Below are 21,804 nucleotides of genomic sequence, written 5' to 3' on the forward strand. Positions count from 1 at the left end.
GCCGGGCCCGCCGATAGTGCCGCGCTTGGGTCGCTTCTGGCGAACGCTGGCGTGATGGCGATTCCGGGCATGCCCGGGCCTGTGTGGCACTGGCGTTACCGTTTGATGACAGTGCTTCCCTGCGCAGGCAATATCACGGTGACCGTGGTGCCCGTGCCGACGATGCTGGCGATCTCGAGCCGGCCGCGATGCCGCTCGACGATGTGCTTGACGATCGCGAGGCCAAGGCCGGTGCCGCCCGCAGCCCTGCTTCGCCCGTCATCGACCCGGTAGAAGCGTTCAGTGAGTCGCGGGATATGCTCGGGCGGAATGCCTTCGCCCTCATCGGTGACGCTGACGCGCACATTGCCGGCCGGATCGCACCACAGCCGCACCGTGACGGGGGCGCCTGCACGGCCATATTTGACCGCATTGCCGATCAGATTGTGGAGCAGCTGACTCAGCTGGGCGCGATCGCCTGACACGGGCGGCACATCGGCCGCGATGTCGAGCCTGATCGTCTCGCGGGAAAGCTCCGAACGGACCTCCCCGATCAGGCCGCCGAGATCGACCTCGCCGTCGAGCGGCCGGAATTTCTCCGCCTCGATCCGGCTGAGCGAGATCAGATCCTCGACAAGACGCTGCATCCGGAGCGATTCGTTGAGCATGATCTTGAGGAAACGGCCGCGAACCTGCTCATCCGCGCCCGCTTCGTCGGCGAGCGTTTCGATATAACCGAGGATCGAGGCAAGCGGCGTGCGCAGCTCATGACTTGCGTTGGCGACGAAATCGACCCGCATGCGCTCGGCGGCATCCTGGCCGGTGCGATCGATCAGGTGAACGATCCGCGCCCCGCCACGCGCGCGGCAGACATGCATTTCCCAATGATGGTCGAGTCCGCCGAGTCCGACCAGGTCGATCGGCCCCTCCCGGTCAGGCGCATCGGCGTTGGTCAGTACTTCCACCGCGGCGGGATGGCGGATCGCGAGCCTGATATCCTCGCCCAGGATATAGCTGCCGAGCAGCTTGCGCGCCACGGCGTTGGCATGGATCACGCGGCCCTCGGCCACGATCAGCACGGGCTCGACGATTCCCTCGATCACCTCTTCGGCGTCGAGTGAAGCAGATGTCCCGTCCGCCAGGGTGAGCGAGTCTTCCATCAAATCGGGCCCTATCCATTCGTCGTTAACCCCGCCAGCCTTGCTTGCCAGTGATTTGTGAATGTGAAAGGACCATCAGGGTAAAGGGCGTGAAAATGAGCGACGAAATCCAGGACAGGTCACCGCAGGCTGTCACCAGCCGCCGCGCGCTGATGCTTGGCGCGGTTGGCGCGACGGCGATCGTCTCGATCCGCCCCGCGCTCGCTCAGACGGCTGCCTCGGTCGTCACCTGCGAGATTCCCGTGCCCGACCCCGGCCGTGCGGGAAGCTATATCGCCGCTGACGGCACGACCGTCCCCGCCGGAACGCCCGGCGCCTTCGCGCCCGCGGGCACGCCGTTCAAGGGAGCGGATGTGAAGACAGCGCTTGCCGGCGGGCAGCTGCCCGGCACCACCTACGAACAGAGCCGCGCCTACACCAATTACATCCGCCGCCTGCAATCGGGGACAAGCGGCTTCACCTGCTTCGCGTCGCTGCAGATGCCCCGCGGCTGAGTCATTGCCTGAAACCCTGTATCGGATGGCGCGGCCGGAGAGCCTGCGCATCGCCCATCTCGACAGCTTCCTGGCGGTCTATCACCGCAGCTCGGGCATCACCCATCTGATCACCGCGCCGGCGCCCGAGATCATGGCAGTGCTGGGCGAGGCGGGCATGACCGTCGCGGCACTGACCGAGCGGCTCGCGGCCGACTATGAGCTTGGCGACACCGATCCTGCCGCGCTTGCCGCCCGGCTCGACGAGCTTGTCGCGGCCGGCCTGGTCTCGATCGCGTGAGGCACGTCTTCCCGGTCAGGATCGGGCCGGTCGGTTTCCGTATCGGCTCGGACTGGCGCGCGCCGATTGCCGAGCTCGAATCGCTCTACGCCGATTATCCCGGGCCGCGTGACGGGGTTCCGGATTTCAACGTCCGCCTGTTCGCGGCGCGCCCCTGGCGACGCTTCATCCGGCCGGCGGTGATGATCGGCGGCGATTTCGTCCTGCCCGAGGCGGCGCCGCTGCCGCTCGCCCAGGGACTGCTTGCGGCGGAAATGGGAATGAACCTCCAGATGGCGCTCGGCCAGCGCCGCTATCTGCTGCTCCACGCAGCGGTGGTGGAGCGGGGCGGCCGGGCGCTGGTGATGACCGGCATCTCGGGCGCGGGCAAATCGACTCTCGCCGCCTTGCTCGGTGCGCGCGGCTGGCGGCTGATGGGTGACGAGTTCGCGCTGGTCGACCCTGAAACCGGGCTGATCCACGCCTTTCCGCGGCTGGTGAGCCTGAAGAACGCAGCGATCGGCGTGGTTGAGAAGGCAGTGCCCGAGGCGCGTTTCGGCCCGCTGCTGGCGGGTACGCCAAAGGGCGACATCCGCCACCTCGTTCCCGACGGCGCAGCGCTGGCGGCGATGGACATACCCGCCGCGCCGGCGCTCATCCTGTTCCCGCGCTTCGGTTTCGAGCCTGCCGAGCGGGGGGTGCTCCCGAGCGAAGTCTTCGTCCGGCTGACCCAGGCCTCGACCAATTATGTGGCGCTCGGCGAGCGCGGCTTCGACGCCCTGACCCGGATCGTGAAGACGGTGCCGGCGCGCGCGATCGACTATCCGGATACCGACAGCGTGATCGCCCAGGTCGAGGCTCTATGGGCAACGCTGTGAAGGACGGCTGGCTGCTCGCCCGCGCGCTGCGCACGCCCGGCAACACCCAGGCGCTAGACAGCGACGGCTGGACAGCGCTGATCGCGATTGCCCGCGCCGAGCAGATGATCGGTACGCTGGCCTGGCGGCTCGAGGGGCTGGCCGTGCCGCCCACGGTCGCGCGCATCCTTGGCGACGCGCGCGCCTCGGCCGAGCAGGGCCGGATCGCTGCGCTGTGGGAGGCGGAAGCCGCCCGCCGAGCGCTTGCCCCGACCGGCGTGCCGCTGGTGCTGCTCAAGGGCACTGCCTTTGTCGCTGCCGGCCTGAAGGCAGGGCAGGGGCGGTCGATCGGCGATCTCGACATCCTCGTGCCGCGCGCGGCGCTTGATGCTGTCGAAGCTGCATTGCTCGATGCGGGCTGGGAATGGGTGAAGCCCGATCCCTATGACGATGCCTATTACCGGCAATGGATGCACGAGCTCCCGCCGCTGATCCACCGCGAGCGTGACCGGATGATCGACGTCCACCACACCATCCTCCCGCTTACCGCGCGGATCACGCCCGATGCCGTCGGGCTGCTCGCCGACAAGGTCGAGATCGCGCCCGGCCTGTTCACGCTCTCGCCGAACGACATGCTCGTCCATGCGGCTGCGCATCTCTTCGCTGACGGCGATCTGGCGGGCGGCATGCGCAACCTGTGGGATGTGCACTGCCTGGTCGATGAGTTCGGCACGCAAGGCCTGGCCGAGCGCGCGGCGCATCACGGCCTCGCCCGCGAAGCCGCGCGCGCGCTGCGGCTGGCTGCGGCGCTGTACGGCGACGGCGCGACGCTCCGGCCGGCCGACCACGCCTATCTCCGCCGCCTGACCGCGCGCGACGGCTGGGGCAGGGCGACTCGCCCGGTCACGAGGCTGGGCTTTTATGTCCGCTCGCACTGGCTCCGCATGCCGCCCGCGATGCTGGCGCGGCATCTCTGGACGAAATGGCGCAAGCCCGCGAAAAGCTGATTGCCGCGCCGATTGCCGGCGGCGGGCGCCGCTGTTCCTTGCTGTTATTCAGCACTTTTATTTTTCGCCGCTGTTATGTTGGAATTTGCGGCCGATTTTTTGATCTATTATCAACATGTTGCCGGTGATCCCGCTGTTATTGAAGAACAGCGGGATAACAGCGAAATAACAGCGGCGATAACAGCGGGAGGAACAGCGGCGAACAGCGGGGGAATAGCGGGGAACAGCGGGGGCCGTTGCGACGGCGCCGGCTGGCCAACAAAAACGGTCATGTCAAAGAGCCGGGCGGAGCCGACGCGGCATGCCGCCCGCTCGCGCTCTCCCACAATCCCCGCCATGATTGAATCGACCCGGCTGATTCCCGAGCGCCGGATCTGGTTTACCCGCTCACCCCCGGAAAGCTGATTGTCTTGCCGCTCGCGATGCGCGAGCATCGCCGCAAAAGGGGGGTGGCAGCATGAGGAAATTTGTCGTCGCGACGATGCTCTGCGGTCTGGCCGCGTGCTCGGCCGGGGAGGACGTGCCCATCGCAAACAAGGCGGTCGCGCGGTTCCATATGATGCTCGATGCCGGCCAGAACGCCCAGATCTATGGCGATTCAGCGCCCGAGATGAAAACCGCAGCGAGCGAAGCCAAGCTCACTACTCTGCTGGCGGCTGTCCACCGCAAGCTCGGCACCGTCACCAAGGCAGAGCAGACGGGCTGGAACGACCAGATCAATACGGGCGGCCATTTCGTCACGCTGAACTATACGACCACCTATGCGCGGGGCGAGGCTGCCGAGACGTTCGTATACAAGATCACTGACGGGAAGGCGCAACTGGCCGGCTACAACGTCAATTCGGATGCGCTGATCGTCAATTAGAGTCGAGCCGCTCCAGCGCCGCAATCAAATCGCCATAGCCGTCGATCACCGCGTCGGCGCCGAGTTCCTCCACCGGCTGCATCAGAAAGCCGAAACTGACCGCTACGTTAGGAATGCCGGCATTCTTGGCGGCCTGAATATCATAGATCGAATCGCCCACGAAGGCCGCCCGACCGCCGCCGCAGCGCCTGATCATCTCGTCGATCGGCGCGCAGTGCGGCTTGGCGAAGCCCTTGCCCATCGTGTCGCCGCCGATCAGCGCATCGAACCGGTCGCGCAGGCCGAGAGCGCTTACCAGTTTCTCGGCGAAGCTTTCGAACTTGTTGGTGACGATGGCGAGCTTCACGCCCTTCGAGGCAAGCGCGTCGAGCGCCTCGATCGTGCCGGGGAAGGGCCTGGTATCGATCGCGATATGCGCCTCGTAATAGCTGAGCATCAGTCGGTAGAGCCGGCTGAATTCCTCGTCGCTGCAGCCGCCGGTCGCCGCCATGGTCAGCGCCAGCATATGCTTGGCGCCGCCGCCGATCATCGGCTTCACCTCGGCGACCGTCAGCGGCTCGCGCCCGGCATCGGCCAGCGCGTGGTTCACCGCGGCGGTGAGGTCACCGCTTGTGTCGAGCAGGGTGCCGTCGAGGTCGAAACCGACGATATCGAATGAAAATGTCGTCATCTGACCGCGCCTGCCAGCGCGGCTATGGAATTGGCAAGACAATCATGGCAGGGCCGCTCGCGTGGAGGCTCAATGACCCGTCCTGTCGCTGCGATCATCCTTGCCGCCGGCAAGGGTACGCGCATGAAATCCGATCTGCACAAGGTGCTTCACCCGATCGCGGGGCGCCCGATGCTGCTTCACCTGATCGACAGCGTCGCCGCGCTGAAGCCCGAGCGGACCATCGTCGTCACCGGCGCCGGCCGCGAGCAGGTCGAGGCGGCGGTCTCGCCGCTCGGCGTGCTGACCGTGGTTCAGACCGAGCAGCTCGGCACCGGCCATGCGGTCCACCAGGCCGAAGAGGCGATAGGGGGCTTCGCCGGCGATATCCTGATCCTGTACGGCGACGTGCCGCTCGTCACCACCGCGACCATGGCGCGGATGCTCGAGCGGCTCCATGGCGCCGACGAGCCCGCCACCGTCGTGCTCGGCTTCCGCCCTGCCGATCCCGGCGCCTATGGCCGGGTGATCGCCAAGGGCGATCGCATCGTGAAGATGGTCGAGTACAAGGACGCCACGCCCGAGGAGCGCGCCGAGACCCTGTGCAATTCGGGCCTGATGGCAGTGCGCGGCGAGGATCTGTTCGCGCTGCTGGCGCTGGTCGGCAACGAGAATGCAGCCGGCGAATTCTATCTGCCCGATATCGTCATGCTTGCCGCCGAGGATGGCCGCTCGTCGGCGGTGATCGAAACCGACGCGGCGGAAGTCGCCGGCGTCAACAGCCGCGGCGAGCTCGCCGCCGTCGAGGCTGACTGGCAGCACCACCGCCGCATCCGCGCCATGGCCGAGGGCGCGACCCTGATCGCGCCCGAGACGGTGTGGTTCGCCTTCGATACGCAGATCGGCCGGGACGTGATGATCGAGCCCAATGTGTTCTTCGGCCCCGGCGTCAGCATCGCGGACGGCGCGGTGATCCATGGCTTCAGCCATATCGAGGGCGCCACGATCGGCGCAAAGGCCGAAGTCGGCCCGTTCGCCCGGCTCCGCCCCGGCGCGGTGATGGGCGAGAAGTCGAAGGTCGGCAATTTCGTCGAGATGAAGAAAACGGTGCTGGGGGCTGGTGCAAAAGCCAATCATCTCACTTATTTAGGCGATGCCGAGGTCGGCGCGGGCGCGAATATCGGCGCCGGCACGATCACCTGCAATTACGACGGCTACTTCAAATACCGGACCATTATCGGCGACGGCGTGTTCATCGGTTCGAACAGCGCGCTGGTCGCGCCGGTCACGATCGGCGCCGGGGCGATGGTCGCGGCCGGATCGGTGATCACGGCCGATGTCGAGGCTGACGCCCTGGCGATCGCTCGCGGCAAGCAGGAGGCGCGGCCCGGCCGGGCGAAGCGTTTCCGCGAGGTGATGGCGGCGAAAAAGGCTGCGGCGAAGAAATAGCGGCCACAGGGCCACGGAGACGAATGCATGTGCGGTATCGTTGGAATTCTCGGCAAGGGCCCCGTCGCGGATCGGCTGCTCGATGGGCTGAAGCGCCTCGAATATCGCGGCTATGATTCAGCCGGGATCTGCACCGTGCATGACGGCGCGTTCGATCGCCGCCGCGCGCCGGGCAAGCTGATCAATCTCGCTGAACGCCTCCGCGAGGATCCGCTCCCGGGCAACAGCGGCATCGCCCATACCCGCTGGGCGACCCATGGCGCGCCGACCGAGGACAATGCCCATCCGCACATCGTCGGCGACGTGGTGCTGGTCCACAATGGCATCATCGAGAATTTCAAACCCTTGCGCGACGAGCTGATCGCCCAGGGCCGCCAGTTCAAGAGCCAGACCGATACCGAAGTCGTCGCCCATATGATCGACCGCGAGCTCGGCCGCGGCTTCCCGCCGCGCGAGGCGGTGGCCAACGTTCTGCCGCGCCTCCACGGCGCCTTCGCGCTCGGCGTGATGTTCAAGTCGGAGCCGGATCTGCTGATCGGCGCCCGGCTCGGCGCGCCGCTCACCGTCGGTTACGGCGATGGCGAGAATTATCTCGGCTCGGACGCGCTCGCACTCGCGCCGATGACTCAGCGCATCGCCTATCTCGAAGAGGGCGACTGGGCGGTCATTACCCGAGAAGGCGTTCAGGTCTACGACAAGGACAATGAAGCGGTTACCCGCCCGATCGTCAATTCGGGCGCCTCCGGCCAGTTGATGGACAAGGGCAATCACCGCCACTTCATGCTCAAGGAAATCTACGAGCAGCCGGTGGTCGTCGCCCAGACACTGCGCTCCTATCTCCGCCCGCTCGAGGAAATGGTCGCGCTCCCCGACATGGAATTCGATCTCGGCTCGGTCGAGCGCGTCGCGATCGTTGCCTGCGGCACCGCTTCCTATGTCGGCATGATCGGAAAATACTGGATCGAGCAGTTCGCGCGCATCCAGGTCGAGGTCGATGTCGCCTCGGAATTCCGCTACCGCGACCCCGTCCTGACCCCCAATATGCTCGGCCTCGTCATCTCCCAGTCGGGCGAAACGGCGGACACGCTCGCCGCGCTCCGGCACATGAAGGCGGCCGGGCTGACCACCGCCGGCATCATCAACGTGCCGACCAGCTCGATGGCGCGCGAAGTCGATCTGCTGCTCCCCACCCATGCCGGCCCCGAGATCGGCGTCGCCTCGACCAAGGCATTCACCTGCCAGCTCGCGGTGATGGCCGCGCTCGCGATCAACCTCGCCCGTGCCAAGGGCAAGCTGACCCATGAACTCGAGCGCGAGATCGTCACGCATCTGCGCGCCGTGCCCGAGGCGATGAACCATGCCCTGTCGCACGACGAGGAGATCCAGGCGATGGCGCCCAAGATCGCGGCGGCGCGCGACGTTCTCTATCTCGGCCGCGGCCCGGATTATCCGATGGCGCTGGAAGGTGCGCTGAAGCTCAAGGAAATCAGCTATATCCACGCCGAAGGCTATGCCTCGGGCGAGATGAAGCACGGCCCCATCGCGCTGATCGACGATCAGGTGCCGCTGATCGTCATCGCCCCCTCGGGCCCGTTGTTCGACAAGACGGTCAGCAACATGCAGGAAGCGCAGGCGCGCGGCGCCCAGGTCGTGCTGATCTCGGATGCGGACGGCATCGCCCAGGCCGGCGAAAACACCATCGCAACGATCGAGATGCCCAAGGTCCACCCGCTGATCGCGCCGCTCGTCTATGCGGTGCCGGTGCAGCTTCTGGCCTACCATGTGGCGGTGGCGAAGGGCACTGATGTCGACCAGCCGCGCAACCTCGCGAAATCGGTGACGGTGGAATAGCGATTTCCCCCATCGCCACCGGGGCCCGGTCGCGCGACGCCGGTGGCGAGGCTGTTACTTCGGCATGCCCGAGAGCCCGCTGGCCTGGCGCAAGGCCTGTCCGCTGAGGCGATAGCCGTCGAGGAAGACGATATTCACATGGCGAAGGTTGCCGAGGTCCTTCGAGACGTCGCCGTCGACCAGGATGATGTCGGCGGTCTTGCCGGGCGCGATCGATCCGGTGCGGTCCGCCATGCCGGTCATCCGGGCGGGGATGATCGTCGCGGTCTGCAGTGCCGCTGCATTGCTGAGGCCAGCCTGTTGATAAAGCTCCAGTTCGCGCACCAGCTCCAGCCCATAGCCGTCGGTGCCGGCGACGATCGGAACGCCTGCCTGGTTCAGCCTGCCGACCAGGCCGACCATCTTGTCGAAACTCTTGCGGAAATCCGCTCGCGTAAGGCCGCCGAACAACGGATAGCCGCCGATCTTCCAGCCGCGCGCGACCGAAGGAGGGGCGATATCGGCGAACGGCGCATATTCCGGTGAGATGATGCTTCCATCGGAGGTCATCAGCGGCTCCCAGACGGTGAGCGTGGGGTCGATGATGGTGTGCCGCGTGGCGAGCTCCGCATAAAAGGCTTTCATGGCGGGCGAGTCGAGATCGACGTCCTTGCCGTATTTGGCCGGCCCCTCGAGCCGCGCGGCGGTGTTCGCCTTGTCGACGACATCCTGCGGCATTGCCTGCATCATGATGAAATTGATGTGGGTGACTTCATCATAACCCGCCCGCACTGCGTCGAGCGGGCGCATGCCCGCGGGGACGTGGCCATGAACGTGCAGCCCCAGCCTGTGCGCCTCGGCAGCGGCAGGGGCGATCCATGCCGGATTCATCGATGTGTAGAATTTGACGCCCCACAGGCCCGCCGCCTTTATCTTGTCCACCGCGGCGATCGCTTCCGCCGCAGACGACACGGTGAGCGCGCCCTGCGCGGCGAGCGGGTCCTTGCGATCGATGATGACTGAAATCTTGCCGTCGGGCGCAAGCAGGTCGCCGGCAGCGCGGCGCTTGTAGATGCTCAGCGCCTCGTCGATCATCGAACCGGGGCTGCGGTAGTTCGTCATGCCCGTCGCGACATTCTGCAACAGGTTCCAGTCGTCCCCGACATGCTGATGCGAGTCCCACAGACCGGGCAGCAGCGTCTTGCCGCGGCCGTCGATCACGGTCGCGCCGGCCGGCGCCGCAATTGATCCGGCCGGGCCTTCGGCCGCGACCTTTCCATCGGCGATGAGCACGGCGCGGCCGGGCAGGTACCGTCCAGCGACTGAATCGAACATCAGCACATTGTCGATCAACGTCGGCGTGCGGTTGGCGGCGCTGAGAAACTGGTGGGCAATGTCGCGCACCATGTCGGCGGTGGCCTTGTCCTGGATGTCCTTCATCCTCGGACCGTTCTTTTCATAGCCCTCGGGCAGCAGGGAAATGATCCCGGCATTGCCGAAAAAGTGCCTGTCGCTGTCGAGCCACACCGGGGAGGGGGCGAATCCCAGGCCGGTGATATAGGCGAGCGTGACGGGCTTCGGCCCCTGCGGCCCGTCGATCTGCACTGTCTGCCGAAGGGCGATGGTCGCATGGCCCGTCGGGAGCAGGTCGATGCCCTTGTCACCGGCGGCGACAAGGGCCTCGACATCCCTTTCGGCGGCAAGCCACGGCCCGCCATAGCTGTTGTAGCGCTTGTCGCCGAATGGCGCGGAGCCCGAGTCGACCACTGTCTTCCAATGGGCGACGCCCTTGGCATCGACGGCAAAGTCCTCGGTTGCGTCGCCCGAGTCGGTGAACCCACGGATGGCGATCGCGGTGGTGCGCTGGCGCGCATCGAGCGTTATCAGTTCGTCGTCCTCAGTGACCCAGCCGCGCAGGGACATCGACATCCGATAGGCGACGCGCCCGTCCGGCATGGTCCAGGACCAGATGTCGCCATGTTTTCCGGCAGTCGAACTGATCGTGTAGTGGCGCGCGCCCGCGGGCGGCGTCATCAATTGCTCTTTGGGGGTGGGCGCCGCCGGGGCAATTGAAGCAACGGCAGCGAGCAGCGACGCAAGCACGAATCGGCGCATGGATGAACCCCATAGGAAAGCGAACAGACTGACAAGCCGCAGTCGCCTGCGCAACTGCTGTTCGGAGTGGGCGACGCAAGCAGAAGGCAATGTCGGTTTCAGCCGCCGGGCCGGGATGCGCGGCGCGCGCCGGTTTCGGCACGCAACCGGCTCGAGGCGATGCGGCTTTATGCCGAGGGAGCCGGCGACCATGTCACCGTCGAGGGTGCGCTTCATGCCTGGATCGACACTGACCTCAGCGTCCAGATCGACTATGCCGATCAATGGATCGCGTTCGGCAAGATCGCGGCGCAGGGGGCGCGGGCGGGAGGAAGTGGCTGACCTTGCAAGGGCTTGGGGGCCAACCGATGGTCAGCCCTAGCGGCGCGCTGATTCAGTCCTGTCGCGCTCCGCCTTGAACTCGGATCCCTGCTTCCAGCCGGGCCAGCGCGTCGAGTGCGCGAGTTCGTCACCGATTCGCCCGATCAGGGCGATGTCCTGCACCGCTCCGGCAAGATTCCAGTCCGGGCCCCATTGATCGCAAGCCTGATGGTAGCAATGCCCGGTATAGGCATCGATCCATGCCTGTCCGGCCGTGGTTCCGCCCTGCTTCAGGTTGGTCGCTCCGGCAATCCCCATCAACAGCAGCACCGGTACGCCGCGCTTCGCGAAGGAGAAATGGTCGGCGCGGTAGAACAGCCCGCGTTCAGGCAGGCCTTCGGGCGTCACGGTGCGCCCCTGCGTCGCGGCGACGCGCGCCATATCGTCCTCGAGGCTATCCTGCCCCTTGCCGACAAGGACGACATCATTGCCCGCCCCTGCCGTCTGCAGGATGTCGATGGCGAGATTCGCGACGGTCCTGTCGAGCCGGAATATCGGGTTTGCGGCATAATATTCGGAGCCGAGCAGCCCTCGCTCCTCGGCCGTCCATGCAGCGAAGACGACGCTGCGTTGCGGCGCCGGGCCCGCCTTCATCGACCGGGCAATCTCGAGCAGGCTTGCAATGCCCAGCGCATCGTCATTGGCGCCGGCGCGATAGATCCGGCCCTGTTCGTCCGGCTTGCCCTTGCCGTAAGCGTCCCAATGCGCACCGAACATGACGACCTCGTCGGGTCGCGTCGTCCCGGTGATGCGCGCGAGAATATTGTGGCTCTCGATCAGTTCATGCGTGACGGGTATGCTTGCGTCGAGCGTCACGCCCTTCAGCGGGACCGGCCTGAAGTTCGGAGAGCGCGCGGCGGTTTCAAGGCCCGCAAGATCAAGACCAGCCGAGGCGAACAGCGCGCGGGCTGCATCGCCCGCCAGCCAGCCCTGCAGCTTGAGGCTGGTGAGATCGGCCGGCCTGCGCGCGATATCGTAATTTTCGCCGCCCGGGCTGATCACGACGTTCCAGCCATAGCCCGCGCCTTCCGTCTCGTGCACGATCAGGGCGCCGGCAGCCCCGCGACGCGCCGCCTCTTCGAACTTGTAGGTCCAGCGGCCATAATAGGTCATGCTTCGGTTGCCGAACTTGCCTGATACCGGCTCGCCTGGCTTCGCTGCGAAATCGGGATCGTTGACCAGGAAGATGACGATCTTGCCCTTCAGGTCGGTACCCTTGAAATCGTCCCAGCCGCGCTCCGGCGCATGCACGCCGTAGCCGACAAAGACGACGGGCGCCCCGGCGATGCGTGCCATATCGTCGGGGCGGATCGTCGACACATAGGCATTGCGGGACTGTTCGAGCGGGATGGCGCCGGTTGGCGCGTTGAACCGGAAAACAGCCGGCGTGCCCATTCGGGTGTGCAGCAACGGCACTGGCTGCACCCATTGCCCGTTCGGCCCCGCCGGTTCGAGGCCGAGCGCCTGGAAGCGTGCGATCAGGTAGCCGATCGTGCGGTCTTCCCCCGCGGTCCCGGGCGCGCGGCCTTCGAACGTGTCCGATGCGAGGGTCTTGACCGTCTCGGTCAGGCGGCCGGGGTCGATGTCCTGCCCGGCAAGTGCAGGTTGAGCGGCGCCGACGAGAGCGGCAATGATACCGGCGGTCAGGATTTTCATCGGGCCACTCTAGAAGCTGCGCCCCTCAGCACAAGAACGCAGAAATCGGCACGCCCGCCCAGGCCGGCCGAGAGACCGGAAAATGCCGCGTGGCATATCACCCCTGTTTGACGTCGGTCGTTTCACCATTCATCTCCGTGCGATGGATATGCCTTCACTCTCCCGCCGCGACGCGCTGGCGGGTCTTGCTGCCAGCGTGGCGCTTGCCGCGCTGCCCGCCGCCGCCGTCGCCGTGCCCCCCACGCCAGCCGCGTCGCTGCTCGACCGGCTCGCATGGCAGTTGCTGGAACTGGAACCGCCCGAGGCGACCAGGCTCGGCCTCGATACAGGCCCGCATGCCGCGCTCCGCGGCCGGCTGGAAGATCGTTCGCCCGCCGGCGTCGAGGCGCGGCGCGGCTTCCTGTCGCAGGCGCTCGCCGATCTGGCGCGGGTGCCGCGCGGCGGGCTGGATGATCCCACGCTGACCAGCCTCGCGGTGACCGAGAGTGCGTTCAGAACTGCGCTCGACGGTATGAAGCTGCCCTACGGCGTTGCGACCATCGGCAGTTGGCGTAACACGCCTTATGCCGTGATCCAGAATGTCGGTGCCTGGCTCGATGTGCCGGAGCTGCTCGACGGCGACCAGCCGGTGCGCAATGCCGATGATGCCGAAGCCTATCTCGAGCGGATCTCCGCCATGGCCGCGCAGCTCGACGGCGAGACCGTGCGCAGCCGCATGGCACGGGAGCGGGGCCTGGTGCCGCCTTCCTTTCTGCTCGACAAGACGATCGCCGGCCTGACGGGGACCCTGGCCGAGGCGCCGCTGCCTGGCGGCCCGCTGATCGGCCCGCTCGTGCGCAAGGCCGGCACCGTTCCCGGGCCATGGAGCGATCGTGCGGCGCGGATCGTGCGAAGCAGGGTCCTCCCGGCGCTCGAGCGGCAACTCGCCGAACTCAGGGCGCAACGGGCGGTGGCGACTGATGCGGCCGGCCTGCTGTCGCGCCCGCACGGCTCCGAATGGTATGCCTGGGGGCTGCGCGCCGGCACGACCACGCGCCGCACGCCGGCCGAGATCCACGCGATCGGGATTGCGCAGCTGGCCGACCTCCAGAAGCAAACCGATTCGATCCTCAGGAGCTTCGGGCTGACCGACGGCACCATAGCCGAACGCGCCACCGCGCTGCAGCACCGGCCGGGGATCGCCTTTTCGAACGACGATGAAGGCCGCCGCCAGATCGTCGCCTATATGCAGGGCAGGATCGACGCCATCCGGCCCCGCCTGCCGCGCGCCTTCCGCCGGCTGGTCAAAGGCAATCTCGAAATCCGGCGGATGCCGCTGGCCCAGGAGGCGGGCGCGCCAGCGGCCTATGGCGGGCCGGGCTCACTCGACGGGTCGATCCCCGGCAGGATTCTGGTCAACCTTGGCGACCCCTCGATCCACAACAAGGTGACCATTCCCGACCTTGTGTTTCATGAAGGCATACCGGGGCATGTCTGGCAGGGCGAATATGCGCAGCAACTGCCGCTGATCCGATCGATCCTTGCGTTCAACGCCTATTCTGAAGGCTGGGCGCTCTATGCCGAACAACTGGCCGACGAGCTTGGCCTGTACGACGACGACCCCGCCGGGCGGCTCGGCTATCTGATGGGGCTCTCGTGGCGCGCGGTGCGGCTGGTGATCGATACCGGCATTCACGCGATGGGCTGGTCGCGCGAGCAGGCGCTGGTAGAGTTCACTGCCGCCACCGGGCTGCCGCGCAGCAATGCGGAAAGCGAAGTCGATCGTTACTGCGCCTGGCCGGGGCAGGCCTGTGGTTACAAGCTCGGCCAGACCGAGATCGTCGCCCAGCGCGACCGGGCGAAAGCAGCGCTTGGCGCACGGTTCGATCTGCGCGATTTCAACCAGGCGGTTGTCGACGGCGGCAACGTGCCGCTCGATGTGCTGGGTGGAAAGGTGACGCGCTACATCGCCATGGCGAAGGGCTGAGCCGGCGCGTCCTCGAGCGCGAGCAAGGCGAAGCTCGCCAGCCAGTGCGTGCCCATATAATCATCGGCGATATGCGGCAGGCTCGCGCCGATATGCTCAGCGGCCGTGGCACGCGCCAACGCCGAAACCGAATGATCGCGGCCCAGCGCGGCGGCAATCATTCGCCAGCACCAGGCCCGGCTCAGGTTCAGTCCATCGAGATGCGCGATCTTGCCGTCGCTGCGATCTGAGACATGGGCAGGGGTGAACAGCGTGGCGGGCGCCTGCGTACCGGCGCGCGGCAGGAAAGCGTCGAACCACTGCGCGAAGGCGGCCGTGTCGAGCGTTTCGCTCATCAGGGCAGCGACGATCAGCGCCGGCGAGAGAAATTCGTCGCCGCCCGGTTCCCACGCCTGGCAATCGCGATCATTGCCGTACCAGCCGAGCGCCTTGCCGGCGATCAGCGCCGCCAGTGCCGGGTCGCGTGACTGCGCCCAGCGGCCGGCGAGGAGCAGCGCAAAGGCGGTATTGCCGTGCGTGCCGGTGCGAATCGGGTAGGTCAGCCTGGGCAGGAAATCGGCGAAGCGCGCAGCAAAGGCGCGTGCAAGCGGATCGATCGCTTCGCCCCACGCCGCGTCGTGCATCAGCGCCTCGCCGTGCAGCGCGAGCGCCCAGCCCCATCCATAGGGCCGTTCGAACCCGGTGCTGCCCGGGCGGTCCAGATACGCGCATTCCACCGCGACGTTACGGGCGGTCAGCATCTCGTCGGCACGCGCGCGGATTTCGGTGGCCGCTGCCATCGCCGGAAACAGCCGGGCGAGGCGCAGCACCTGCCACCAGCCGTGCACGCAGCTATGCCAGTCGAAGCTGCCGAAGAAAATCGGATGAAGCACGCGCGGCGTCAGCGCATCGCCGGGACCGTTCAGCACATGATCGAGCTTGTGCGGATATTCCTGTCCGAGATGCCCGAGCGTCAGCCGCGCGAACCGGGTAGCGAGCGTTTCATCGAGCATAGTCATCGGATCACCAGCCACAGAAACAGGATGTTGAAAGCAAGCAGCGGCAGCGCGGTTGGCACCTGAGCCTTGATCACGGCGCTGCGATCCTTCAGCTCGAGCAGCGCGGCGGGCACGAGATTGAAGTTCGCCGCCATCGGCGTCATCAGCGTGCCGCAAAATCCGGCGAGCATGCCGATCGCGGCGACCGGCGCCGGATCGGCGCCGTAGCCGTGGACGAGGAGCGGCAAGCCGACCGCCGCCGCCATCACCGGGAAGGCGGCAAACGCGTTGCCCATCACCATCGTGAACAGCGCCATGCCGAGGCCGTAGGCGATCACCGCGCCGATCAGGCTGCCTTGGGGAATTGCCTGACCGGCTATTCCGCCGACGACTTCGCCCACGCCCGAGGCAGCGAAGACCGCGCCGAGGCTCGCCAGCATCTGCGGCAGCACCGCGGCCCAGCCGATATCGTCCATCAGCCGCAATCCCTCGCGAAACGGCGCTGACAGGGCTGGCCGAATCCAGCAATAACAGATCGCCAGCGCGAGCAGCACGCCCAGTGTCAGCGCCACGAGCGTTCCCTGCTTTGCGTCGATGAGTGCGGGCATCTGCTTGAACAGCAATGTCCCGATGAGCGCGGCGGCCGGGATCACCAGCGCGGGCACGAACAGCGCGTTGCCGCGCGGCGCCACGGCAAGGATGTCGTCGGTGCGGCGCGCGCGCATCCGGCCGAAGGTCGCGACCGCGATCAACGACAGGACGAGCGCGCCATTGCCGAGATCACCGATACGGTCGCCGACCAGAAGGCTGAGCGCGAGCAAGGCATGGAAGGCGGCGTTACCCCATCGCCGCGCCCGTACGCCGAGCAGCGCGAACAGCAGAAACACCGTGCCCGCGACTGGATAAACGATGTTGAGCCCGATCATTCGCGACTCCCCGCGCGCCGATCGAGCAGCAGCAGGCGCCCACCGTGAATCAGGAGGGCGGCGATTGCGGTGGGGATCGCCCATACCGACAGGTCGAAGGGTGCGACGGCGATGCCATAGCCTTGCAACACGCCTTTCATCAGCAGGATCGATCCGATCGCGATGAAGATATCCTCGCCGAAGAACAGCCCGATATTGTCGGTCGCCGCCGCAAGCGCGCGCAGTCTCTGCGGATCATGCGCGCCCGGCGCTTCGGCCTCGGCGGCTGCCTCCACCATGGGGGCAACCAGCGGGCGCACCGTTTGCGGGTGCCCGGCCACCGAGGTGAGGCCGAGCGCGGCGGTAAGCTGGCGAAAGAGGAGATAGGCGGCAAGCAGCCGGCCCGGGGTGGCGCCGCGCAGCCGCCCGACCAGCGCCGCCGCGCGCGCCTGCAAGCCATTGCGTTCCAGCAGGCCGATCACCGGCAGCACGATATAGACGACGCTGACGAACCGGTTCTGGTTGAACGCCTTGCCGAACAAGGCGAGGATCTTCAACGGATCGAGCCCGGCTGCCAGCCCGGTTACCAGCGCCGAGGCAGCGACAACCAGCAACGGATTGAAGCGAAGCAGGAAGCCGAGCGCGATCACGGCGATGCCGGCGAGGACAAGCATCGTTAGCGAGCGGGTCGGCATTTGGTCATCGCGACAGCTTTGCATATTGGCGCGAACAACGCCAAGTGGGCGCGGCAATGGTGAACGGCTGGCACTTCTGGATCGATCGGGGCGGTACGTTCACTGATCTTGTCGCGCGTCTGCCCGACGGAGCGATCCGTACCGCCAAGCTGCTGTCGCACGATCCGGCGCGCTACGAGGATGCGGCGGTCGCGGGCATCGCACGGTTGCTCGCAGAAGGCGGCGCAACGCTTGCCGATGTCACGACCGTGAAGATGGGCACGACCGTCGCCACCAACGCGCTGCTCGAGCGGAAAGGCGAGCCGACCTTGCTCGCGATCACGCGCGGACATGGAGACGCGCTGCGGATCGGCCACCAGGCGCGCCCGGATATCTTCGCGAAGCATATCGTGCTGCCCGAACAGGCCTATGCCGCGGTGGTCGAGATCGACGAACGCGTGACGGTGGAAGGCGAGGTCCTGCGGCCACTGGATATCGAGGCGGCACGGCGCGATCTGGCGGCGGCGTTCGCGCGCGGACTGCGATCGATCGCGATCGTGCTCCTGCACGGATACCGGCATAGCGCGCACGAGGCTGCGCTGGCCCGGGTCGCCCGCGAGATCGGCTTCACCCAGGTCTCGGTCAGCCATGAAGTCGCGCCGCTCATCAAGCTCGTGCCGCGCGGCGAGACGACCGTCATCGACGCGTATCTGTCGCCGGTGCTGCGCCGCTATGTCGACCGGCTTTCGGAAGCGCTCGGCGACACTGAGCTTCTGTTCATGCAGTCGAACGGCGGCTTGGCCAAGGCCGACGCGTTCAGCGGACGCGACGCCATCCTCTCGGGGCCGGCGGGTGGCATAGTCGGCATGGCGGCGACCGCGCGGGCGGCCGGGATCAGCCATGTGATCGGCTTCGACATGGGCGGCACCTCGACCGACGTGTCGCACCATGCCGGTATTTTCGAGCGTACCGGCGAGGCGGTGGTTGGTGGCTTGCGCGTACGCGCGCCGATGCTCCAGATCCATACGGTCGCGGCAGGCGGCGGCTCGATCTGCAGGTTCGACGGCACGCGGCTGCGCGTTGGCCCGGAATCGGCCGGGGCCGATCCGGGGCCGGCATGCTATCGGCGAGGCGGTCCCCTCACCATCACTGACTGCAACTTGCTGCTGGGCCGTCTCCAGGCGTCGCACTTCCCCGCGCTGTTCGGTCCGGAGGGTGATCAGCCGATCGACGCCTCGGTGGTGCGCGCCGGCTTCGACGCGCTGGCCGAGGACGTCGCGGCGGCGACCGGGGTGCGGAAGACGGCCGAGCAGCTCGCCGAGGGCTTTATCGCGATCGCCAACGAGGCGATGGCGAACGCGATCCGTGCCATCTCGATCGCGCGCGGCCATGATCTGGCGCGCTATGCCCTGGCGAGCTTCGGCGGGGCGGGTGGGCAACATGCCTGCGCCATCGCCGATACGCTCGGGATCGACCAGGTGATGGTTCATCCGCTTGCCGGCGTGCTCTCCGCGTTCGGCATGGGCATGGCGAGCCAGCGCGTCATCCGCGAGGCGACGGTCGCGCTGCCGATCGAGCGCGAGGGTGAGATCGAGGCGGCGCTTGACGCGCTGGCCGATGCGGCGGCGGCAGCGCTCCGCGCGCAGGGGGTTGGCCTGGCGGCGATCGAGCGCCGTCTGCACCTGCGCTATGCCGGGGCCGATACGACGCTGCCCCTCGACGCCGCGCCGTTCGACACGATCGGAGCGCGGTTCACCACGGCGCACCGTGCGCGCTTCGGATTCGTGGACGAGCGTGCGGCGCTCATCGTCGAGGCCGCCGAGGCTGAAGCGGTGGGGGCGGCTGCCGCGGCCGAGGCGCGCTTCGCAGCCGGGGGCGGCGAAGCGGTACCGGAATACGTTCCCCTTCATCTCGACGACCAGACCGTGCAGGCGCCCCTGTTCGACCGCTCGGACCTGCCGGTCGGCTGGAGCGTGTCGGGTCCGGCGATCGTCGTCGATTCATCCGGAACGACTTTCATCGCGCCGAGCTGGGTCGCCCGGGTGGACGCGGGTGCGAACCTGATGCTCGAGCGCGTGATGCCCCGCAGCGCACGCGTGTCGGCCGGCACTGATCTCGATCCGGTCCGGCTCGAACTGTTCGCCAATCTGTTCATGGCGCTCGCCGAGCAGATGGGGCTCGCCCTCCAGCAGACGGCGCGTTCCGTCAACATCAAGGAGCGGCTCGATTTCAGCTGCGCGCTGTTCGACGCTGACGGCAATCTGATCGCCAACGCGCCGCATATCCCGGTCCATCTCGGCTCGATGGGCGAGAGCATCCGGACCGTCATGGCGAACCGCGCCGGCGCGATGAAGCCCGGCGAGGTCTATGCTCTCAACGATCCCTATCATGGCGGCACGCATTTGCCCGACGTGACCGTGATCATGCCGGTGTTCGCTAAAGGCGGCCAGGCGCCTGTATTTTACGTCGCCGCGCGCGGGCATCAGGCGGACATCGGCGGTATCACCCCCGGCTCGATGCCGCCCGACAGCCGGACCATCGAGGACGAGGGCGTGCTGATCGACGACTTCCTGCTCGTCGAGCAGGGCCGCTTCCGCGAGGCGGAGCTTCGCGCGTTGCTCGCCGCGGCGCGGTGGCCCGCGCGCAGCCCTGACCAGAATATCGGCGACCTGCGTGCTCAGATCGCCGCGTGCGCGCGGGGGGCCGAAGCGCTGCTGGCTGCGTGCGCAGACCACGGCCTCGCCACAGTCCAGGCCTATATGCGCCACGTCCGCACCAATGCCGAAGAGATGGTGTGCCGCCTGCTCGCGCGGATCGATGGCGGCAGCTTCCGGTACGAGATGGACAATGGCGCGGCGGTGCGGGTGCGCGTCGACGTAGACCGCGTTCGCCGCTCGGCCAGGGTGGATTTCACCGGCACGAGCGCACAGCGAAGCGATAATTTCAACGCGCCCTTCGCGATCGTGCGGGCGGCGCTGCTGTACGTCGTGCGTGTGCTGGTCGCCGAGCCGATCCCGATGAACGACGGCTGCCTCGCGCCCTTCGAGATCGTCGTGCCCGAAGGGTCGATGTTGCGGCCGGTCCATCCTGCCGCTGTCGTCGCCGGCAACGTCGAGACGAGCCAGGTCGTCACTGACGCGCTGTTCGGCGCATTCGGCGCGATGGCGGCGGCGCAGGGGACGATGAACAACTTCACCTTCGGCGACGCGACGCGGCAATATTACGAGACGATCGCGGGCGGATCCGGCGCGGGGCCCGATTTCCCCGGCACTGCGGCGGTGCAGACTCACATGACCAACAGCCGCATGACCGACCCGGAGGTGATCGAGCAACGCTATCCGGTGTTGGTCGAACGCTTCGCGATCCGGCACGGGTCGGGCGGGGCTGGCGAGCACCCGGGCGGCGATGGGGTGGTGCGCCGGATTGGCTTTCGCGAGGCAATGACCGCGACCATCCTTTCCAACCGCCGCCGCGTGCCGCCATTCGGGCTCGCCGGCGGCGCGCCCGGGATGTGCGGGCGCAACCTGGTCGAGCGCGCCGACGGCACCACTGAAACCCTTGGATCGTCGAGCAGCGCTGCCGTGGCGCCGGGCGATGTGTTCGTGATCGAGACGCCGGGCGGCGGCGGCTATGGCGCGAAGGACTAACGTCCCGAGGCGCTCGCCAACCGCGCTGCGGCTTCGCCTAGCTGCTCACCGCAGCGGCCAGGCCATAATCCATCTGCTCCAGGTCGGCGATCAGGCCGGGCCCTACTGGCTGCCAGCCCAGGCGTTCGCGGGTGAGCGCGCTCGACGCAGGCATGTCCATGGCAGCGAACATGCCGAACCAGCCGAAATGCGCCTCGGCTTCCCCGGGCGAGAGCGACACGGCGGGGAGGCCGAGGCCGGCAGCCACCACCTCGGCGATTGCGCGCGCGGTAATGCCTTCTTCAGCGACCGCGTTGTAGCGCGCGCCGGGCCTGCCCTGATCGAGCGCGAGCACGTAGAGCCTGGCGACATCGGATACATGTGCCGCCGGCCACCGGTTGGCGCCGTCGCCGACATAGGCAACGACGCCCTTTTCGCGCGCGATCATGACATAGGGGCTGATCAACCCCTGCCTTTCGGTGTCATGGACCTGCGGCAGACGCATGACGCGCACATCGATCCCTGCGTCGCGTAGCGCATTGCCGGTCACTTCCGAGACGATGCGAGGGTTTGCGTGAGAGGGGTTGAACATGTCCTCGACCGCGAGTTCTCCCGGCGCGGGCGCGCCGATTCCGGTACCCGAGGTGATGATCAACGGCCGGTCGCTGCCCTTGAGCGCGTCACCCATTGCCTCGATCACGCGCCGGTCCTTCTCGCAATTGGAGACGAAGTTCGAGAAATCATGATCGAACGCCGTGTGGATCACCGCGTCGGCCTTCTCAGCACCGGCGCGCAGGCTGGACGGATCCTCCAGCGTACCACGATGCACCTCGGCTCCCGCCGCCGCCAGCGCCGCAGCGCCTGCGTCGGACCGAGTGAGGCCGACAACCTGGTGCCCTGCGGCGAGGAGTTCGGGAAGGATGCGGGAGCCGATGAAGCCGGTGGCCCCCGTGAGGAAGACGCGCATGGATACTCT

The 21,804-nt window shown here is 67.1% G+C and carries 19 protein-coding genes; 11 read left to right on the plus strand and 8 right to left on the minus strand.

Annotated elements, in window-relative coordinates; translation table 11 throughout:
• Positions 1-95 precede the first annotated feature (95 nt).
• Complete coding sequence (locus tag ABD050_RS17050; RefSeq protein ID WP_343890690.1) at positions 96-1,139, minus strand: ATP-binding protein; 1,044 nt, start codon at positions 1,137-1,139, stop codon at positions 96-98.
• A 95-nt stretch (positions 1,140-1,234) separates the two neighbouring features.
• Between ABD050_RS17050 and ABD050_RS17055 the strand changes: the two genes are divergently transcribed.
• The 6 genes from ABD050_RS17055 (at position 1,235) to ABD050_RS17080 (ending at position 4,621) form a co-directional block, all read left to right on the plus strand.
• A complete protein-coding gene (locus ABD050_RS17055) occupies positions 1,235-1,633 on the plus strand; it encodes a hypothetical protein (protein WP_343890691.1) in 399 nt (132 codons plus the stop codon).
• A gap of 4 nt (positions 1,634-1,637) precedes the next feature.
• Positions 1,638-1,913, plus strand: a complete 276-nt coding sequence (locus ABD050_RS17060; RefSeq protein ID WP_343890692.1) for an HPr-rel-A system PqqD family peptide chaperone — start codon at positions 1,638-1,640, stop codon at positions 1,911-1,913.
• A complete protein-coding gene (locus ABD050_RS17065) occupies positions 1,910-2,770 on the plus strand; it encodes an HprK-related kinase A (protein WP_343890693.1) in 861 nt (286 codons plus the stop codon). The genes ABD050_RS17060 and ABD050_RS17065 overlap by 4 nt, the downstream gene beginning before the upstream one ends.
• A complete protein-coding gene (locus ABD050_RS17070) occupies positions 2,755-3,756 on the plus strand; it encodes a nucleotidyltransferase domain-containing protein (protein WP_343890694.1) in 1,002 nt (333 codons plus the stop codon). The genes ABD050_RS17065 and ABD050_RS17070 overlap by 16 nt, the downstream gene beginning before the upstream one ends.
• A 75-nt stretch (positions 3,757-3,831) precedes the next feature.
• Complete coding sequence (locus ABD050_RS17075; RefSeq protein WP_343890695.1) at positions 3,832-4,161, plus strand: hypothetical protein; 330 nt, start codon at positions 3,832-3,834, stop codon at positions 4,159-4,161.
• A gap of 52 nt (positions 4,162-4,213) precedes the next feature.
• The gene (locus ABD050_RS17080) at positions 4,214-4,621 is read left to right on the plus strand and encodes a DUF4019 domain-containing protein (RefSeq protein WP_343890696.1); all 408 of its coding nucleotides are present in this window, start codon (positions 4,214-4,216) and stop codon (positions 4,619-4,621) included.
• Here ABD050_RS17080 and ABD050_RS17085 read toward each other — a convergent pair.
• Complete coding sequence (locus tag ABD050_RS17085; RefSeq protein ID WP_343890697.1) at positions 4,614-5,291, minus strand: HAD-IA family hydrolase; 678 nt, start codon at positions 5,289-5,291, stop codon at positions 4,614-4,616. The genes ABD050_RS17080 and ABD050_RS17085 overlap by 8 nt on opposite strands.
• Positions 5,292-5,363: 72 nt before the next feature.
• Here ABD050_RS17085 and glmU point away from each other — a divergent pair, with 72 nt between their 5' ends.
• The gene (gene glmU / locus ABD050_RS17090; protein WP_343890698.1) at positions 5,364-6,719 is read left to right on the plus strand and encodes a bifunctional UDP-N-acetylglucosamine diphosphorylase/glucosamine-1-phosphate N-acetyltransferase GlmU; all 1,356 of its coding nucleotides are present in this window, start codon (positions 5,364-5,366) and stop codon (positions 6,717-6,719) included.
• Positions 6,720-6,746: 27 nt separating this feature from the next.
• On the plus strand, positions 6,747-8,570 hold the full coding sequence (glmS, locus tag ABD050_RS17095; protein WP_343890699.1) for a glutamine--fructose-6-phosphate transaminase (isomerizing): 1,824 nt from the start codon (positions 6,747-6,749) through the stop codon (positions 8,568-8,570).
• Positions 8,571-8,624: 54 nt separating this feature from the next.
• Here glmS and ABD050_RS17100 read toward each other — a convergent pair whose 3' ends face one another.
• Positions 8,625-10,583: an amidohydrolase family protein gene (locus tag ABD050_RS17100; RefSeq protein ID WP_343890700.1), complete on the minus strand. Its 1,959-nt coding sequence runs from the start codon at positions 10,581-10,583 to the stop codon at positions 8,625-8,627.
• 147 nt (positions 10,584-10,730) lie between these two features.
• Between ABD050_RS17100 and ABD050_RS17105 the strand changes: the two genes are divergently transcribed.
• Positions 10,731-10,985 (plus strand): hypothetical protein, encoded by a 255-nt coding sequence (locus ABD050_RS17105; RefSeq protein WP_343890701.1) that lies wholly within the window; start codon positions 10,731-10,733, stop codon positions 10,983-10,985.
• Positions 10,986-11,021: 36 nt separating this feature from the next.
• Here ABD050_RS17105 and ABD050_RS17110 read toward each other — a convergent pair whose 3' ends face one another.
• Positions 11,022-12,680 (minus strand): M20/M25/M40 family metallo-hydrolase, encoded by a 1,659-nt coding sequence (locus tag ABD050_RS17110; RefSeq protein ID WP_343890702.1) that lies wholly within the window; start codon positions 12,678-12,680, stop codon positions 11,022-11,024.
• Between the two features lie 148 nt (positions 12,681-12,828).
• On the opposite strand from ABD050_RS17110, the gene ABD050_RS17115 reads away from it, so the two are divergent.
• A complete protein-coding gene (locus tag ABD050_RS17115; RefSeq protein ID WP_425542479.1) occupies positions 12,829-14,646 on the plus strand; it encodes a DUF885 domain-containing protein in 1,818 nt (605 codons plus the stop codon).
• Here ABD050_RS17115 and ABD050_RS17120 read toward each other — a convergent pair.
• The 3 genes from ABD050_RS17120 to ABD050_RS17130 are packed head-to-tail and all read right to left on the minus strand — an operon-like array spanning position 14,622 to position 17,202.
• A complete protein-coding gene (locus ABD050_RS17120; protein WP_343890704.1) occupies positions 14,622-15,644 on the minus strand; it encodes a DUF2891 domain-containing protein in 1,023 nt (340 codons plus the stop codon). The two genes, ABD050_RS17115 and ABD050_RS17120, sit on opposite strands and share 25 nt — an antisense overlap.
• Complete coding sequence (locus ABD050_RS17125) at positions 15,641-16,549, minus strand: DUF979 domain-containing protein (RefSeq protein ID WP_343890705.1); 909 nt, start codon at positions 16,547-16,549, stop codon at positions 15,641-15,643. Before ABD050_RS17125 ends, ABD050_RS17120 begins: the two co-directional genes overlap by 4 nt.
• Positions 16,546-17,202, minus strand: coding sequence for a DUF969 domain-containing protein (locus ABD050_RS17130; RefSeq protein WP_343890706.1), 657 nt, complete (start codon positions 17,200-17,202; stop codon positions 16,546-16,548). Before ABD050_RS17130 ends, ABD050_RS17125 begins: the two co-directional genes overlap by 4 nt.
• 77 nt (positions 17,203-17,279) lie before the next feature.
• Between ABD050_RS17130 and ABD050_RS17135 the strand changes: the two genes are divergently transcribed.
• Complete coding sequence (locus ABD050_RS17135; RefSeq protein ID WP_343890889.1) at positions 17,280-20,849, plus strand: hydantoinase B/oxoprolinase family protein; 3,570 nt, start codon at positions 17,280-17,282, stop codon at positions 20,847-20,849.
• A gap of 37 nt (positions 20,850-20,886) precedes the next feature.
• Here ABD050_RS17135 and ABD050_RS17140 read toward each other — a convergent pair whose 3' ends face one another.
• Positions 20,887-21,795, minus strand: coding sequence for an SDR family oxidoreductase (locus ABD050_RS17140; protein WP_343890707.1), 909 nt, complete (start codon positions 21,793-21,795; stop codon positions 20,887-20,889).
• Between the last annotated feature and the right edge of the window lie 9 nt (positions 21,796-21,804).

It is taken from the genome of Sphingomonas oligophenolica, from assembly GCF_039522915.1.
Taxonomy (GTDB): Bacteria; Pseudomonadota; Alphaproteobacteria; order Sphingomonadales; family Sphingomonadaceae; genus Sphingomonas; species Sphingomonas oligophenolica.

Bases quoted from the DNA above. Each gene is read 5' to 3' on its own strand.
- ABD050_RS17050 (WP_343890690.1), bottom strand. From the start codon at position 1,139: ATGGAAGACTCGCTCACCCTGGCGGACGGGACATCTGCTTCACTCGAC.
- ABD050_RS17055 (WP_343890691.1), top strand. From the start codon at position 1,235: ATGAGCGACGAAATCCAGGACAGGTCACCGCAGGCTGTCACCAGCCGC.
- ABD050_RS17070 (WP_343890694.1), top strand. From the start codon at position 2,755: ATGGGCAACGCTGTGAAGGACGGCTGGCTGCTCGCCCGCGCGCTGCGC.
- ABD050_RS17075 (WP_343890695.1), top strand. From the start codon at position 3,832: ATGTTGGAATTTGCGGCCGATTTTTTGATCTATTATCAACATGTTGCC.
- ABD050_RS17080 (WP_343890696.1), top strand. From the start codon at position 4,214: ATGAGGAAATTTGTCGTCGCGACGATGCTCTGCGGTCTGGCCGCGTGC.
- ABD050_RS17085 (WP_343890697.1), bottom strand. From the start codon at position 5,291: ATGACGACATTTTCATTCGATATCGTCGGTTTCGACCTCGACGGCACC.
- glmU (WP_343890698.1), top strand. From the start codon at position 5,364: ATGACCCGTCCTGTCGCTGCGATCATCCTTGCCGCCGGCAAGGGTACG.
- glmS (WP_343890699.1), top strand. From the start codon at position 6,747: ATGTGCGGTATCGTTGGAATTCTCGGCAAGGGCCCCGTCGCGGATCGG.
- ABD050_RS17100 (WP_343890700.1), bottom strand. From the start codon at position 10,583: ATGACGCCGCCCGCGGGCGCGCGCCACTACACGATCAGTTCGACTGCC.
- ABD050_RS17110 (WP_343890702.1), bottom strand. From the start codon at position 12,680: ATGAAAATCCTGACCGCCGGTATCATTGCCGCTCTCGTCGGCGCCGCT.
- ABD050_RS17115 (WP_425542479.1), top strand. From the start codon at position 12,829: ATGCCTTCACTCTCCCGCCGCGACGCGCTGGCGGGTCTTGCTGCCAGC.
- ABD050_RS17120 (WP_343890704.1), bottom strand. From the start codon at position 15,644: ATGACTATGCTCGATGAAACGCTCGCTACCCGGTTCGCGCGGCTGACG.
- ABD050_RS17125 (WP_343890705.1), bottom strand. From the start codon at position 16,549: ATGATCGGGCTCAACATCGTTTATCCAGTCGCGGGCACGGTGTTTCTG.
- ABD050_RS17130 (WP_343890706.1), bottom strand. From the start codon at position 17,202: ATGCTTGTCCTCGCCGGCATCGCCGTGATCGCGCTCGGCTTCCTGCTT.
- ABD050_RS17135 (WP_343890889.1), top strand. From the start codon at position 17,280: ATGGTGAACGGCTGGCACTTCTGGATCGATCGGGGCGGTACGTTCACT.
- ABD050_RS17140 (WP_343890707.1), bottom strand. From the start codon at position 21,795: ATGCGCGTCTTCCTCACGGGGGCCACCGGCTTCATCGGCTCCCGCATC.